12 protein-coding genes are annotated in these 14,024 nt (G+C 61.4%); 2 read left to right on the forward strand and 10 right to left on the reverse strand.

Annotated features, from left to right (window positions below; all coding sequences use genetic code 11):
• Positions 1-5: 5 nt before the first annotated feature.
• The 10 genes from ACFOGH_RS18215 to ACFOGH_RS18260 all read right to left on the reverse strand — a co-directional run bounded on the left by ACFOGH_RS18215 (position 6) and on the right by ACFOGH_RS18260 (position 10,323).
• Positions 6-1,445 (reverse strand): mannitol dehydrogenase family protein, encoded by a 1,440-nt coding sequence (locus tag ACFOGH_RS18215; protein ID WP_380074595.1) that lies wholly within the window; start codon positions 1,443-1,445, stop codon positions 6-8.
• A gap of 2 nt (positions 1,446-1,447) precedes the next feature.
• The gene (locus tag ACFOGH_RS18220; protein WP_380074596.1) at positions 1,448-2,218 is read right to left on the reverse strand and encodes an L-iditol 2-dehydrogenase; all 771 of its coding nucleotides are present in this window, start codon (positions 2,216-2,218) and stop codon (positions 1,448-1,450) included.
• Entirely contained in the window at positions 2,215-3,216 is a 1,002-nt protein-coding gene (locus tag ACFOGH_RS18225; protein WP_380074597.1) for an ABC transporter ATP-binding protein, read from the reverse strand. Before ACFOGH_RS18225 ends, ACFOGH_RS18220 begins: the two co-directional genes overlap by 4 nt.
• A gap of 7 nt (positions 3,217-3,223) precedes the next feature.
• Positions 3,224-4,054 (reverse strand): carbohydrate ABC transporter permease, encoded by an 831-nt coding sequence (locus tag ACFOGH_RS18230; RefSeq protein ID WP_380074598.1) that lies wholly within the window; start codon positions 4,052-4,054, stop codon positions 3,224-3,226.
• 17 nt (positions 4,055-4,071) lie between these two features.
• Complete coding sequence (locus tag ACFOGH_RS18235; protein WP_380074599.1) at positions 4,072-4,944, reverse strand: carbohydrate ABC transporter permease; 873 nt, start codon at positions 4,942-4,944, stop codon at positions 4,072-4,074.
• A 143-nt stretch (positions 4,945-5,087) separates the two neighbouring features.
• Positions 5,088-6,398 carry an ABC transporter substrate-binding protein gene (locus ACFOGH_RS18240; RefSeq protein WP_380074600.1) on the reverse strand — a complete coding sequence of 437 codons (1,311 nt, stop codon included), beginning with the start codon at positions 6,396-6,398 and terminating at the stop codon, positions 5,088-5,090.
• Positions 6,399-6,503: 105 nt separating this feature from the next.
• The gene (locus tag ACFOGH_RS18245; protein ID WP_380074602.1) at positions 6,504-7,460 is read right to left on the reverse strand and encodes a sugar-binding transcriptional regulator; all 957 of its coding nucleotides are present in this window, start codon (positions 7,458-7,460) and stop codon (positions 6,504-6,506) included.
• Positions 7,457-8,125: an HAD family hydrolase gene (locus ACFOGH_RS18250; protein ID WP_380074603.1), complete on the reverse strand. Its 669-nt coding sequence runs from the start codon at positions 8,123-8,125 to the stop codon at positions 7,457-7,459. Before ACFOGH_RS18250 ends, ACFOGH_RS18245 begins: the two co-directional genes overlap by 4 nt.
• Positions 8,125-9,198: a DmpA family aminopeptidase gene (locus tag ACFOGH_RS18255; protein ID WP_380074604.1), complete on the reverse strand. Its 1,074-nt coding sequence runs from the start codon at positions 9,196-9,198 to the stop codon at positions 8,125-8,127. The genes ACFOGH_RS18250 and ACFOGH_RS18255 overlap by 1 nt, the downstream gene beginning before the upstream one ends.
• A gap of 9 nt (positions 9,199-9,207) precedes the next feature.
• The gene (locus tag ACFOGH_RS18260; RefSeq protein ID WP_380074605.1) at positions 9,208-10,323 is read right to left on the reverse strand and encodes a serine hydrolase domain-containing protein; all 1,116 of its coding nucleotides are present in this window, start codon (positions 10,321-10,323) and stop codon (positions 9,208-9,210) included.
• A 461-nt stretch (positions 10,324-10,784) separates the two neighbouring features.
• Between ACFOGH_RS18260 and urtA the strand changes: the two genes are divergently transcribed.
• The gene (gene urtA, locus ACFOGH_RS18265) at positions 10,785-12,026 is read left to right on the forward strand and encodes an urea ABC transporter substrate-binding protein (protein ID WP_380074905.1); all 1,242 of its coding nucleotides are present in this window, start codon (positions 10,785-10,787) and stop codon (positions 12,024-12,026) included.
• A gap of 55 nt (positions 12,027-12,081) precedes the next feature.
• Complete coding sequence (urtB, locus tag ACFOGH_RS18270; RefSeq protein WP_380074606.1) at positions 12,082-14,013, forward strand: urea ABC transporter permease subunit UrtB; 1,932 nt, start codon at positions 12,082-12,084, stop codon at positions 14,011-14,013.
• Positions 14,014-14,024: the final 11 nt, after the last annotated feature.

Consider the following 14,024-nt stretch of genomic DNA (forward strand, 5'->3'; position numbering starts at 1 on the left):
GAGGATCAGCCGATGTAAGCGCGCAGCGCCGCAGCGCAGCCTTCGTCACGGACGCGGGCGAGTTGGGTGGCAAAAGCGGTCTGAAACACCGGGTTCTCGGCCAGATCGCCATAGATCGTGCGCTGATCCAGCCAAGCCTGCGGATTGCTCTGCGCTGTCTTGGCGATGACCTGCAACGCATCCCAGTTCGGATCATTCGGCGCGATCAGCGTGCCATTGTCAGACACTCCATTGCAGTAGCGGCACCACAGCGCCGACACCAGCGCCAACCCATCACAGGATTGCCCCGCAGCCAGCCGATCCCGCAGCGGCGGCACGATGAACTTTGGCTGGCGGTTCGATCCATCCAGACACAGCCGCCGCTCGGTATCGGCGACCTCGGGGTTCGAGAACCGCTCGACTATCTTGGCGTAGTAGTCGACCAGATTGGTATCCGGCACCGGCGCGACGGTCGGGATGATCTCGGTGGTTTCCAGCTTATTGAGGAAGCCAAGGATCAGCGGATGCGCCATCGCCTCATGCACATATTCGATATCCATCAGACCGCCGGGATAAGCGATGGTGGCATGGCCGCCGTTCAGGATGCGGATTTTCATCGCCTCATAGGCGTGAACGTGGTTGCTGAAGGTCACGCCGACTTTTTCCAGCGGCGGGCGGCCTGCGGGGAAGTTATCCTCCAGCACCCATTGGCGGAACGGCTCGCAGGTGACAGGCACCGGATCGTCGCCCAAGCCAAACGCCGCTGCCATGGCACGCTCGCGCGGGCCGGTGGCGGGGGTGATGCGGTCGACCATGCCATTTGGGAAAGCGACATTGGCCTTGATCCAATCGGCCAAGGCCGGATCGGACAGCCGCGCCAGCCCCACCACGGCAGCTTCGGTGACATGGCCGTTGCCGGGCAGGTTATCACAGGACATCACGGTAAAGGGTTGGATACCCGCCGCACGCCGCGCCTTCAGCGCCGCGATGATAGCGCCAAAGGCGGTGCGGTGCGGGTTGGCGGCATCGGCGGCGATTTCGGGCGCGGTGGGGTCAAACTGCCCTGTCGCCGGATCAATGAAATAACCGCCTTCGGTCACAGTCAGCGAGACGATGCGGATTTCGGGCTTGGCCATCGCGGCGATCAGCGCGGCGTTATCCGGCTGCACCTCGACAAAGCCGATCATCGCGCCCACGCGACGCGCAGATTTGCCTTTGGGGTCAAGCTCGATGATCGAGGACAGACAATCCTGCGCCATCAGCGCATCACGCATCCGCGCATCGCCCTCACGCACACCGGCACCCAAAATGGCCCAATCATGCGCCAGACCCATGGCGAACAGATCGTCGAGATACACCGCCATATGTGCGCGGTGGAAGTTGCCCAAGCCGATATGCACGATCCCCGGCGTCAGTTTGCTGCGGTCATAGGCGGGCAGGTTTGCGGTTTGCGAACTGTCGTTCATGTTCATGCCATCCAGTTGCCGCCGTCAACGCCGAAGCATTGCGCGACGATATATTCAGCTTCGGGCGTGGCGAGGAAGATCGCCATGCCTGTCAGATCGGCAGCGGTTCCCATCCGGCCAAACGGCACGGCGGCCCCCACTTCGCGCTTTTTCTGGCCGGGTTGCTTGTTTTCATATTTGGCGAAGAACGCATCAACGCCATCCCAATGCTCGCCATCCACCACACCGGGAGCGATGGCGTTGACGTTGATCTTATGCTCGATCAACCCCAGCCCCGCGCTTTGGGTCAGGCTGATCACCGCCGCCTTGGTGGCGCAATAAACCGCGACCAACCCTTCACCGCGACGACCGGCCTGGCTGGCCATGTTAATGATTTTGCCACCTTTTCCGCGCGCGATCATATGCTTGGCCGCGGCCTGCATGCAAAACAGCGTACCCGATACATTGACGGCGAACAAACGTTCATAATCAGTGCGGGTGATCTCGGAAATCGGGGCAGCGGTGAACAGGGCCGCGTTGTTGACCAGAATGTCGAGGCCGCCCATCTTGTCGATCGCCATAGCAAACCCCGCGTCAATCGAGGCTTGCGAGGTGATATCCATCTGCACGCCAATCGCCTTTGGCCCCAGCGCGGCGGCAGCTTTCGCAACTGCCTCGGCATTGATGTCGGCCAAGGCGACCGTGGCCCCCTCGGCGATATAGGCCCGGGCAAACTCCAACCCGATACCACGGGCCGAGCCTGTAATCAGTGCGGTTTTACCTTCCAGCCTCATGCCATAGCCTTTCCGTCGGCACCAAAGCGATGCACCTTGCCGGCCTGCGGTGACAGGAACACGGTATCGCCGTGGCGCAGGTTCACGTCGCCACCGGCACGCACGGTGACAGAGCCTTGGCCTTCGACATTGACGTGCAGGAAAGTATCCGAGCCCAGCAGTTCGGCCACAGAAACCGTGCCCTTCCACATCCCGGCGGTGGTCGAGATCTCCATATGCTCGGGACGCACGCCAATTGTCGTCGCCCCCATCGACTGCGCGTCTGCGCCTGTCATCAGGTTCATGCGCGGGCTGCCGATAAAGCCTGCCACGAACACGTTCGCCGGATGGTTATAAAGCTCCAGCGGGCTGCCGACCTGCTCGATATTGCCAGCCTGAAGCACCACGATCTTATCGGCCATCGTCATCGCTTCGACCTGATCATGTGTCACATAGATCATCGTGGTTTTCAGGTTCTGGTGCAGTTCGGTGATTTCCAACCGCATGTTGCCACGCAGCGCGGCGTCAAGGTTCGACAGCGGCTCGTCAAAAAGGAAAGCTGCGGGTTCACGCACAATCGCCCGCCCAATGGCGACCCGTTGGCGCTGACCACCCGAAAGCTGGCCGGGGCGACGCTCTAGATAGCCGGTCAGGTTCAACACCTTGGCGGCGCCTTCGACCTTCTTGTCGATGGCAGCCTGATCCATCCCCGCCATTTTCAGCGGAAACGCGATGTTCTTGCGCACCGACATATGCGGATAGAGAGCATAAGACTGGAACACCATTGCCAGCCCGCGCTTGGCGGGGGGCAGCGCGGTGGCATCTTTGCCGTCAATCTCGATGATGCCGGAGGAGGTATCTTCCAGCCCCGCGATCAGCCGCAGCAAGGTGGATTTGCCGCAGCCCGAGGGGCCGACGAACACCACGAACTCGCCATTTTCAATCGTCAGATCGACCGAAGGGATGACATGCACATCGCCGAAAGACTTGCGGACTTTTTTTAGAACGATCTTACCCATGATATCCTCACTTCACCGCGCCGAAGGTCAAACCGCGGACGAGTTGTTTCTGGCCAAACCAGCCCATGATCAGAATTGGCGCGATGGCCATTGTGGAAGCCGCCGAAAGCTTGGCGTAGAACAGGCCCTGCGGTGCTGAAAAGCTGGCGATAAAGGCCGAAAGCGGGGCGGCGTTTACCGTGGTCAGCGTGATCGTCCAGAACGCTTCATTCCATGCCAGGATGATGTTCAAGAGCATGGTCGAAGCGATGCCCGGTACCGCCATCGGGGTGAGGATATACAGCACCTCGTTTTTCAGGCTGGCTCCGTCCATCCGCGCGGCCTCAAGGATCTCGCCGGGGATTTCCTTGAAGTAGGTGTAAAGCATCCAGATGATGACCGGCAGGTTCATCAGCATCAGCGCCAGAACCAGCCCGGTGCGGGTATCAAACAGCCCGGTTTTCTGAAAGATCAGATACATCGGGATCAGCACAGCCGCTGCGGGCATCATCTTGGTCGACAACATCCACATCAGCAGGTCTTTGGTCTTGTTGCCCGGCACGAATGCCATCGACCAGGCCGCCGGAATGGCGATCAGCAGACCCAAGACGGTCGAACCGATCGAGATGATCACCGAGTTCATGAAGAAGCGCGGATAATCCGAACGCGCCCAGACATCGGCGTAGTTTTGCAATGTCCAATCCGCGCTGAACAATTCGGGCGGCGAGGCCACGGCACTGGCTTCGGTTTTGAAGCTGGTCAGGATCGTCCACAACACGGGAAAGAAGATAAGAAAGGCGACTGACCAAGCGGCGAGCGTGAAGAAGAGCTTGCGGCGGGTTGAGACTGAGCGGGCCATCAGGTGATCTCCGTCTGTTAAGCGTCTAGGTGCTTGCCCATGCTGCGCATGAGGAAGAAGGCGACAATATTGGCAAGAATGACGGCAATGATCCCACCCGCAGCGGCGCGGCCGATGTCTTTGGCGATCAGCGCTTGCTTATAGATCATGTAGGGCAGCGTGGTAGAGGCCGATCCGGGCCCGCCCTGCGTGGTGGTGAAAATCTCACCAAAGATGCTCAACAGGAAGATCGTCTGGATCAGGATCACCACGGTGATGGCGCGGGTCATATGTGGCAAGGTGATAAAGCGGAACCGGTTGAGCGCCGAGGCGCCATCCATCTCTGCGGCCTCAAGCTGCTCGGACGACAAGGATTGCAACGCGGTCAGCAAGATCAGCGTGGCAAACGGCAACCACTCCCATGAGGTGATAAAGATGATTGACGCCATCGGATAGGATTGCAGGAATAAGATCGGCTCCATCCCCAGCCCATGCGCGGCAGATGCCAGCAGGCCGTTCTGCGGATGCATGAACAGGTTCTTCCAGATCGACGCGGCCACAGGCGGCATCACGAAGAACGGCGAGATCACCAGAATCCGCAGCGGGCCTTGGCCCCAGACCGGCTGATCAATCAGCATCGCGATCAGCACCCCGAAAACGATGGTGATGACCAGCACGCCGCCTACCAGCAACAGCGTGTTGCTCATGCCCAGCCAGAAATCCGGCGCGTTGAAAAACCAGGTGTAGTTGCGCACACCGGCCCAGCCAGTGCGATCGGGCGACAGCAAGCGGTAGATACGGAAGGAAAACCAGATCGTCATTGCCAGCGGCACAATCATCCAGATGAACAGCAGGATAACTGATGGCGCGACCATAAGTCGTGCAGTGGCGCGAGAAGATTGCGTCGCCATGATAATTCTCCGAACAAAGACCGGGAACGTAAGGGGGAGAGTGGGTCAGCTTGGCTGAAAGCCTTCCCCGCACCTTGGGAGATTGCGGGGAAGGCAGGAAGGCCAATCGAGGAGGTGTTGGCCTTCGGTCGTAGCTTTCGACGTTACTTGGTATAACCAGCCGAGGTCATCTCGTCGGCCACAAGCGCCTGTGCTTCGGCCAAAGCCTCATCGCCGGTTTTCTGGCCAGCCAAAGCTGCCGAGAACAACTCACCCACGCTGGTTGCCATGCCCGCAAATTCCGGGATAGCGACGAACTGCACGCCGACATAAGGCACCGGCTTGACGGTCGGATGCGTCGGGTCAGCCGAGTTGATGCTGTCCAGCGTCATCTTGGCGAACGGCACTTTCTGGTATTCCGGGTTCGCATAAAGCGACGCACGGGTGCCCGGAGGCACGTTTGCCCAGCCTTCTTTCGAAGCGACAAGCGCCAGATAGTCTTTGTTGGTTGCCCAGTTGATGAACGCCTTGGCAGCCTCTTGCTTTTGCGACGAAGCCGGGATTGCCAAAGACCATGCCCACAGCCAGTTGCCGCGCTTGCCCAGACCGTTATCCGGTGCCAGAGCGAAGCCAACCTTGTCAGCCACGGTGCTGTCTTTGCCGGTCACGAACGAAGCTGCCACAGTGGCGTCGATCCACATGCCGCACTTGCCTTGTTGGAACAGCGTCAGGTTTTCGTTGAAACCGTTGTTCGATGCGCCAGCCGGGCCGTAGTTGGTCATCAGGTTCAAATAGAAATCCAGCGTGGCTTTCCATTCCGGCTGATCGAACTGGGCAACCCAGTTTTCATCAAACCAACGCGCGCCGAAAGAGTTCGACATCGCGGTCAGGAAGGCCATGTTCTCGCCCCAACCGGCTTTGCCGCGCAGGCAAATGCCGTTGATGCCAGCGTCGCGATTGGTCATCGCCTTGGCCGCAGCTTCGATATCGGTCCAGGTCGGCGCGTCAGGCATCTTCAGGCCAGCAGCATCCATCAGGTCTTTGCGATACATAACCATCGAGGATTCACCGTAGAACGGTGCAGCCAGCAGATTGCCATCAACAGTCAGACCGCCAGCGATGGCGGGCAGGATGTCGGCGGCATCGTAATCGGCGGGCAGATCGTTCAGGCTGGCGAGCCAACCTTGCTTGCCCCAGATCGGAACTTCATAGGTGCCGATGGTCATCACGTCGTATTGGCCACCGCCGGTCGCGATATCGGTGGTCACGTTCTGGCGCAGAACGTTTTCTTCCAGCGTAACCCACTCAACTTTGATGTCGGGGTTCTTGGCGTAGAAATCGTCCATCAGCCCTTGCATGCGAACCATGTCGCCGTTGTTCACGGTGGCGACAGTGATCGTGGTTTCGGCCGATGCAAGACCCGCAAGGGTAAGCAAAGCCGTCGCGCCAAGCAGCGCGCGAAGCGTCATGTTCATTGGTATCCTCCCAGATCAGCGATTGAGCATTTCATCGCTTAGTGAGTAATTGCTCACAAAAAGGTGTGATCCGTCAAGCCCCATTTTCCGCCGCATCTGCAAAGATTATAGGCGGTTTAATAACGCCCGCGCGGTTGGCTCGTCTGTCACCAAGCCGTTGATAATGCGTGATTTCAATGCCCCAGCAATCGCCGGAACCTTCGATGCACCCGCAGCAATCCCGATGGATGGTCGATCCAACCCCGGCGCGACTCGAACACCACCTGTGCGTGTGTTCGTGCCCACATCCAAATAAATCCCCTGCGAGTCGAACACCCAACCGGCGACCTCGCCGACCGCGCCCGCCGCCTGCATCTCGTCCAGTTCCGCGCGGCTGACAAAGCCATCCTTCAGCAGCGGCGCGTCATTGCTCATCTGGCCGACGCCCACAAAAACCACATCCGCCGCCTGTGCCAGATCGACCACCTTTTTCACCGGCCCCAGCGCGTGAAATGCCGCGTTCTCCGCAGGCGTCGGGCTGATCACCGGCACCGGCATGGGATAGTGCGGCGCGCGCACCTTGTCGGCAATCCGCATCACAACGTCAAAGAAAGACGCCGAGCCATCCGGCGCGATGTTTCCGATCAGCGACACCAATCGGTGCTGATCGGCATCCATCGGCGTCATCGCATCGACCATGCCGCGCATCGCGCGCCCGGTGCCCAAGGCAATCACCGAAGGCGCGGGCATCCGCAAGAACCGCTCCAGTTCCGCCGCAGCCGCTGGCCCAATAGCCCGCACCCCATCCGCCCCCGGCCCAAGACTGGGTGCCACCCGGCAGCGCAGCAGGCCAAAGCGGCGTGTCAGTTCGGCCTCCATATCCAGACAGGCGCCAATCGGGTGATTCAGCCGCACATGGATCAGCCCTTCGGCCATGGCCCGGCTGACAAGACGCTGCGCGCGCTGGCGGGATACCCCAAGCTCTGCTGCAATCTGATCCTGCGTCAGACCACCGACGTAATACAGCCAGCCCGCGCGCGCGGCTTCATCGTTCAGCGTCGGTTCTGGATCGGTCCGGCTCATCTGTGCCCCTTCAATTCGGGCGCAATGTCGTAGAAGTCGGCGAAGGATGCAAACCTCAAGTGTGGGCGCGCATCTTCCGGCTCATCCAAAGCCCGGTCCCGCAAGTGACTGCCGCCGGTAAACCGCCAAACCACCATGCCTGCCGCAAGCCCCGCCCTGATGCCGGTCAGACTGTCTTCGATCACCAGACAGCGCGCCGGATCGGCCCCCATCTTTGCCGCGGCATACAGGAACAGATCCGGCGCAGGCTTGCCGCGCGCCACAAGGGTCGAGGTGAACAGCCGCGCATCCGCCAGATGCCCCAACCCCACCATGGTCAAAGACCGCGCCGCCCGCATCGGGCTGGATGAGGTGGCGATGCAATAGGGCACCCCCATTTCGGCAATCACCTCGGCCACCCCCGGCATGATCTTCAATTCGCTTTCAAACCGCGCCAGCAGACGCGCCCGATACTGATCCTCGAAATCCGGTGGCAGCGTCAGGTTGAACGCCTCGCGGATGGTGTTCATCACGGTGGGATAGCTGCGCCCCAGAAAGTGCTGCGCGACATAGGCCAGATCAATCTGCACGCCCCGCTCCGCCAGCGCGTCAATCAGCATCTGCGCCGAGATGATCTCGCTATCAATCAACACGCCGTCACAATCAAAGATCACCAGATCAAACATCAGAACAACGCGGCCAGCCGTTTGGTATCAATCCCCGGCACCACCTGCCCCACAGGCTTGACCGTCGCCACATCCTCGCCTGCGACGATGGCATTGACCACGGCCTCCTCGACCGCCTGCACCGCCGCCAGATACAAAGGATCAATCAACTCGCCATTGATCTCGGCTTTGGTCAGCACCGCCGCCGCCCGTTGCGGCATCGGCCCCGGATTGGCGGTGGACAGCGCCAAAAAGATATCGCCCGACGAATTGCCCCCCGGCGTGCCACCGCGCCCGATCCCCAAAGCCGCCCGCTTGGCCACTTGCCGCAGCGACAGCCCCGACAGCGGTGCATCGGTGATCAGCACCACGATGATCGAGCCCATTTCCTTCTGCGGCGTGCCGCGGTCGAACATGCCTTCCGGCATCAACTGCCCCACCGGCTTGCCCAACACCTGAAAATCCGGCCGCCGCCCGTGGTTGGCCTGCACCAGACAGCCCATCGTATAGCTTTGCCCGCCAATCTCGAACAGGCGCGATGACGTGCCCGTCCCCGCCTTGAACTGATAGGCAATCATGCCATTGCCGCCGCCAACCGAGCCTTCGGCCACCGGCCCGCCCTTCGCCGCCCATAGTGCCGCGATGGCGTGATCCGATGTGACGTGCAGCGCGTTGATATCGTTCAACACGCCGTCATAAGTCTCGGCCACCACAGGCATTGCCCAGCCGTGATCTTTCTGGAAAAACTCGGCATAATGCTCGATCATCCATTTGGTCACACCATGATGCACCGCACCGACGCCATGCGTGTTGGTGATGCAAACCGGGCCGATCATATAACCCGCATCATCAATCCAATGCGTGCCGGTCATCTCGCCATTGCCGTTCAGAGCATAATGCCCCGCCCAAATCGGCACCGGAACACCGGCATCATCGCGGGGCCGGATCGCCGTCACCCCGGTGCGCATCCGCTGTGCCGGATCGGTCAACGTGGTAAAGCCCACCGTGACACCGGCCACATCGGTGATCGCATTCAGCGGCCCGGGGTGGCCCGGAAACGGCAAGCCAAGATCGCGGGCACGAGGTTTTTGCATGGTATCCTCCTATTTCAGCCCAGCAAGCACATTGTAAACGCAATCGACAAGCCGCTTGCGGCGCGGGTCGATATCGTCGCCAAAGCCCATCATGTGATTGGTGGTAAAGCCGATGCCAAACTGCGCCGCAGGATCGGCAAAGCCAAAGCTGCCACCCCAGCCACCATGGCCGAAACTGCCCGCTGCCGCGCCTTGCTGCATCAGGCCAAACCCCGCGCCATAAGACGCCTCGCCGCCCAACGCCGCATCCAGCCCGATGAAACGCGGCTTGGTCGCCTCGGCCAATGCGCGGCGCGACAACAGCTTGGGCGCATCCGACACCAGATCGCCGTAAATCAGCGCCATCGCCTTGGCCGTTGCGTGCCCATTCGCCCCCGGAATTTCAGCCGCCCGCCAAGCGCGGCTGTTCGGCTCGGTCGGGCCAATCGCCGGGTTGCGCCAGGCATGCGGATGCGCCGACTCCAGCACCTGATGGATGCCATCCATGATCCCCGGACCGGCGATAACCTCGGCCAGCCGCGCCTCATGCGCCTCGGGCAATCCGACATGGATATCCGCCGCCATCGGCCCCGCGATCTGATCGCGCAGAAACGCGCCAAAGCTTTGCCCCGTCACACGCCGCAACGGCTCGGCCACCAGTGTGCCCAGTGAGATCGCGTGATAGACCGAAGTGCAGCGCGGCGGCCACAACGGCGCCATCGCCGCCAGCGCCTGCGCATATGGCGCACCGGCGTAAAGCCCCGCCAGATCCATCGGCACCGCCAGCCCATCCAGCCCGGCCTGATGCGACAGACATTCTCCCACCGTCAGATCAGCCTTGCCGCCCGCTGCGAACTCGGGCCAATAGCGCGCCATCGGCTGATCGTAATCGACCAGCCCCCGGTCTACCAACATCGCCATCGCCACTGCCGCGATGCCCTTGGTGCAAGACCACACATTCACCAGCGTATCCTGCGCCCAGGCGCGCTGACCCGCCGCATCGGCAAAACCGCCCCACAACTCGGCCACTAGCTTGCCGCGATGCACCACCGCGACCGAGCCGCCATGCTGGCCCAGCGCAAAGCAATCCTCAAACGCTGCCCGCAGCGGCGCAAACTCTGCCGTGGTCTGTCCGTGAACCGTCATCGCTTACCCCTGCCCCATTTGGCCTGCCTGTTTGCCCCAAGCATAGGCAGCGCGCCGCCGCCGTCCACCCCGCCCTGCGACCCGATATGTCGGTTTCCCGCCGTTCTGCGTCGCCCAACGCCACCGATTCACACATGCAGCGCCCACTTTCTGCGCCGCAGCATCGCGCCGCGCCCACAAAACAGGCAGAAGCCCTGACCCATCCGCATTTGCCGCCCGTTTCGCCCGCAAGACCGTTGCCGCAGGGTTAGCCCCGGCCTTTGCTGCATCTGCTTGGGTCTGCTCAGGCACAAGCCGGTGGTCGCGCGGCGGTTTCACAACCGCGCCACCGCAGGGTTGCAACAAAACTGCCCTCTCACCATGGACGTTCTTCCCCAGAATGGAAGCGCCAGAGCGGGCCCAACAGGGGACACAATATGAAACTGACCAGACGTTCGCTTTTGGCCTCGGGCATCGCCGCCATGGCGCTGCCGCGCGCGGCTTTCGCTGCCGGTGAAACCATCAAGATCGGCGTGCTGCACTCGTTGTCGGGCACGATGGCGATTTCGGAAACCACGCTGAAAGACACCATGCTGATGCTGATCGAGGCGCAAAACGCCAAGGGCGGCGTGTTGGGCAAAAAGCTGGAGGCCGTCGTGGTCGATCCGGCCTCCGACTGGCCGCTGTTCGCCGAGAAGGCACGCGAACTGCTGACCGTTTCCAAGGTCGATGTGATGTTCGGCTGCTGGACATCCGTGTCGCGCAAATCCGTGCTGCCGGTGATCGAGGAACTGAACGGCCTGCTGTTCTACCCGGTGCAGTATGAAGGCGAGGAATCCTCGAAGAACGTGTTCTACACCGGCGCTGCCCCGAACCAGCAAGCCATCCCGGCGGTGGACTATTACCTTGAAGAACTCGGCGTGAAGAAATTCGCCCTGCTCGGCACCGATTACGTCTATCCGCGCACCACCAACAACATTCTTGAGGCTTACCTGATCTCGAAAGGCATCCCGAAAGAGGATATCTTCGTCAACTACACCCCGTTCGGCCATTCCGACTGGTCGAAGATCGTGGCCGATGTGGTGGCCTTGGGTGCGGACGGCAAAAAGACCGGGGTGATTTCCACCATCAATGGCGACGCCAACATCGGTTTCTACAAAGAACTCGCCGCCGCAGGTGTCACCGCCGATAAACTCCCGGTCTGCGCGTTTTCGGTGGGTGAGGAGGAACTGGCGGGCCTCGATACCTCGAACCTCGTCGGCCATCTGGCGGCCTGGAACTATTTCATGTCCGCTGACACCCCGGAAAATAAGGCGTTCATCGAGCAATGGCACGCCTATATCAAAGACGAAAAGCGCCCGACCAATGACCCGATGGAGGCGCATTACATCGGCTTCAACATGTGGGTGAACGCGGTGACAGCCGCAGGCACCACCGCTGTCGATGCGGTGTCCGATGCGATGATCGGCCAGAAATTCCCCAACCTGACGGGAACCACCGCCGAGATGCTGCCGAACCACCACCTGACCAAGCCGGTGCTGATCGGCGAGATCCGCGCCGATGGTCAGTTCGACATCATCAGCCAGACCGATCCGGTTCCGGGCGACGCATGGACCGATTTCCTTCCCGAGTCGGCAGTGCTGGAGGCTGATTGGAAAGATCTGAAATGCGGCATGTATAACAAAGAAACCAAGACCTGCGTGCAGTTGAAATCCAACTACTAAGCAGCGCGGAGGGGCCATCCGGCCCCTCCCCTCCTCCCCCACCGGAAACTTCCCCATGCGCTTTCTGCTGGCCTGCCTTCTGGCACTCCTGTTCGTCGCCCCTCTGCGCGCCGAAACCGCCGCCGAAATCCTCGCCAGCAACGCAGCTTTGGTGCAGAAAGCCTCGCGCCAGACCATCGCCCCGGTGATTGATGCCTTGGGGGCCAGTGGCGACCCCGCCGCCGCAGAAGTGTTGGAGGCTTGGGCGAACAAGGGCCTCGGCATCCGCAAATCCGATGGCATGTTCTTTCTGATAACGCCCACCGAAGGCGGCTACGCCCTGCGCGATCTGACAGGTGCTGCCGCAGGCCAGGCCGCGAAATCCGACATCACCGAGTTGAAGCCCAACGCCGGCGTGCGCGGCATGATCGCCACCGCTTTGGTGCAATTCACCCTGTCCGACCCTGATCGCGCCAAACGCGCCGCAGCCCTGGACTCCATCGCGAAAGACCCCAAGCCCGAGGCCCTCGCCCCCCTGCGCGCCGCCATCGACACCGAACCTGACACCTCGCTGAAAGCCCAGAAACAGCGCCTCGAACGCCTGTTGACCCTGCGCTTTGACCCCGACTCTGCCGCCCGCATCGCCGCCATCAACAGCTTTGGTGCCGACCTTGGCCTTGATCTGCGCGGCGCGTTGAACCCGCTGCTGGCCATCACCAAACTGGCCGCCGCCACGCCCCCTACCGCCAACATCGCGCGCGAGTTGAAGCCCGGCCGCGATCTGACTGAAGCCGAGGCCTACGACCTGCTGGTTGACGCCAACCTCGCCCCTGCCCGTCTGACCATCGAAGCCCAACGCGCCGCCCTGATCGCCAACCTGGCCAACGGTGCAGTCGGCGGCATCCCCCTCGCTGATCTCGACACCCAAGCCGCCCGCGACCGCGCCTATACCGCGCTGGAAGCCGCAGGCACCGTGCCGCAAGCCGCCACCGATGATGAGGCCGCAGCCGCGCTGAATGCCCATCATTTCTACGACATCTACACCGAGCCGGACCCCGCCGTGACCACAGCCGCCAGTGCCGCGCTGAAATCCATCGGCCATAAGGTCGCCGCTATGCAGGCCGCCGACCTCGCCCTAGACGGCCTCTCGCTGGCCTCGATCTACTTCCTTGCCGCCATCGGCCTTGCCATCACCTTCGGCGTCATGGGCGTGATCAATATGGCTCATGGCGAGTTCATCACCATGGGCGCGTACACCGGCTATGTCGTGCAACTCTACGTCCCGAACTACACCGCCTCGATCCTGATCGCCCTGCCGCTAGCCTTCGCCGTCACCTTCGCCGCAGGCGTGGCGATGGAGCGTCTGGTGATCCGCCACCTTTACAAACGCCCGTTGGAGACTTTGCTTGCCACCTTCGGCATCTCGATTGCGCTGCAACAGATCCTGAAAAACGTCTTCGGCACCCAAGCCCGCCCGCTGACCTCTCCGGCATGGCTGGACGGCGCGCTGACCCTGAACGATGTGGTCTCGATCAGCTATATCCGCATCGCCATTTTCGTGCTGGCCCTGCTATTCCTGTCGTTCTTCCTCTGGCTGATGAAGCGCACGCGTTTGGGTCTCGAAGTACGCGCCGTCACGCAAAACCCCACCATGGCCGCCAGCATGGGCATCAACCCCGACCGCATCAACATGCTGACCTTCGGCCTTGGTTCCGGCATCGCAGGCATCGCGGGCGTGGCCATCGGCCTGTTCGCCAAAGTCACCTCCGAACTCGGCACCGACTACATCGTGCAAAGCTTCATGACCGTGGTGGTCGGCGGCGTCGGCAACATCTGGGGCGCACTTGCGGGCGCGACCATGATCGGCGGGCTGCAAAAGATGATCGAGTTCCTCAACCCCTCGAACACCCTCGCGGCGCAAACCTACATGATCCTGTTCATCATCCTGTTCATCCAGTTCCGCCCCCGCGGCATCATCGCCCTCAAGGGCCGCGCGGCAGGAGATTGAATATGCAGCAC

The sequence above is a fragment of the Cypionkella sinensis genome (assembly GCF_042646385.1).
In the GTDB taxonomy this organism is placed as follows: domain Bacteria; phylum Pseudomonadota; class Alphaproteobacteria; order Rhodobacterales; family Rhodobacteraceae; genus Cypionkella; species Cypionkella sinensis.

Coding starts and splice junctions, on each gene's coding strand:
- ACFOGH_RS18215 (WP_380074595.1), bottom strand. CDS start 1,445: ATGAACGACAGTTCGCAAACCGCAAACCTGCCCGCCTATGACCGCAGC.
- ACFOGH_RS18220 (WP_380074596.1), bottom strand. CDS start 2,218: ATGAGGCTGGAAGGTAAAACCGCACTGATTACAGGCTCGGCCCGTGGT.
- ACFOGH_RS18225 (WP_380074597.1), bottom strand. CDS start 3,216: ATGGGTAAGATCGTTCTAAAAAAAGTCCGCAAGTCTTTCGGCGATGTG.
- ACFOGH_RS18230 (WP_380074598.1), bottom strand. CDS start 4,054: ATGGCCCGCTCAGTCTCAACCCGCCGCAAGCTCTTCTTCACGCTCGCC.
- ACFOGH_RS18235 (WP_380074599.1), bottom strand. CDS start 4,944: ATGGCGACGCAATCTTCTCGCGCCACTGCACGACTTATGGTCGCGCCA.
- ACFOGH_RS18240 (WP_380074600.1), bottom strand. CDS start 6,398: ATGAACATGACGCTTCGCGCGCTGCTTGGCGCGACGGCTTTGCTTACC.
- ACFOGH_RS18245 (WP_380074602.1), bottom strand. CDS start 7,460: ATGAGCCGGACCGATCCAGAACCGACGCTGAACGATGAAGCCGCGCGC.
- ACFOGH_RS18250 (WP_380074603.1), bottom strand. CDS start 8,125: ATGTTTGATCTGGTGATCTTTGATTGTGACGGCGTGTTGATTGATAGC.
- ACFOGH_RS18255 (WP_380074604.1), bottom strand. CDS start 9,198: ATGCAAAAACCTCGTGCCCGCGATCTTGGCTTGCCGTTTCCGGGCCAC.
- ACFOGH_RS18260 (WP_380074605.1), bottom strand. CDS start 10,323: ATGACGGTTCACGGACAGACCACGGCAGAGTTTGCGCCGCTGCGGGCA.
- urtA (WP_380074905.1), top strand. CDS start 10,785: ATGGCGCTGCCGCGCGCGGCTTTCGCTGCCGGTGAAACCATCAAGATC.
- urtB (WP_380074606.1), top strand. CDS start 12,082: ATGCGCTTTCTGCTGGCCTGCCTTCTGGCACTCCTGTTCGTCGCCCCT.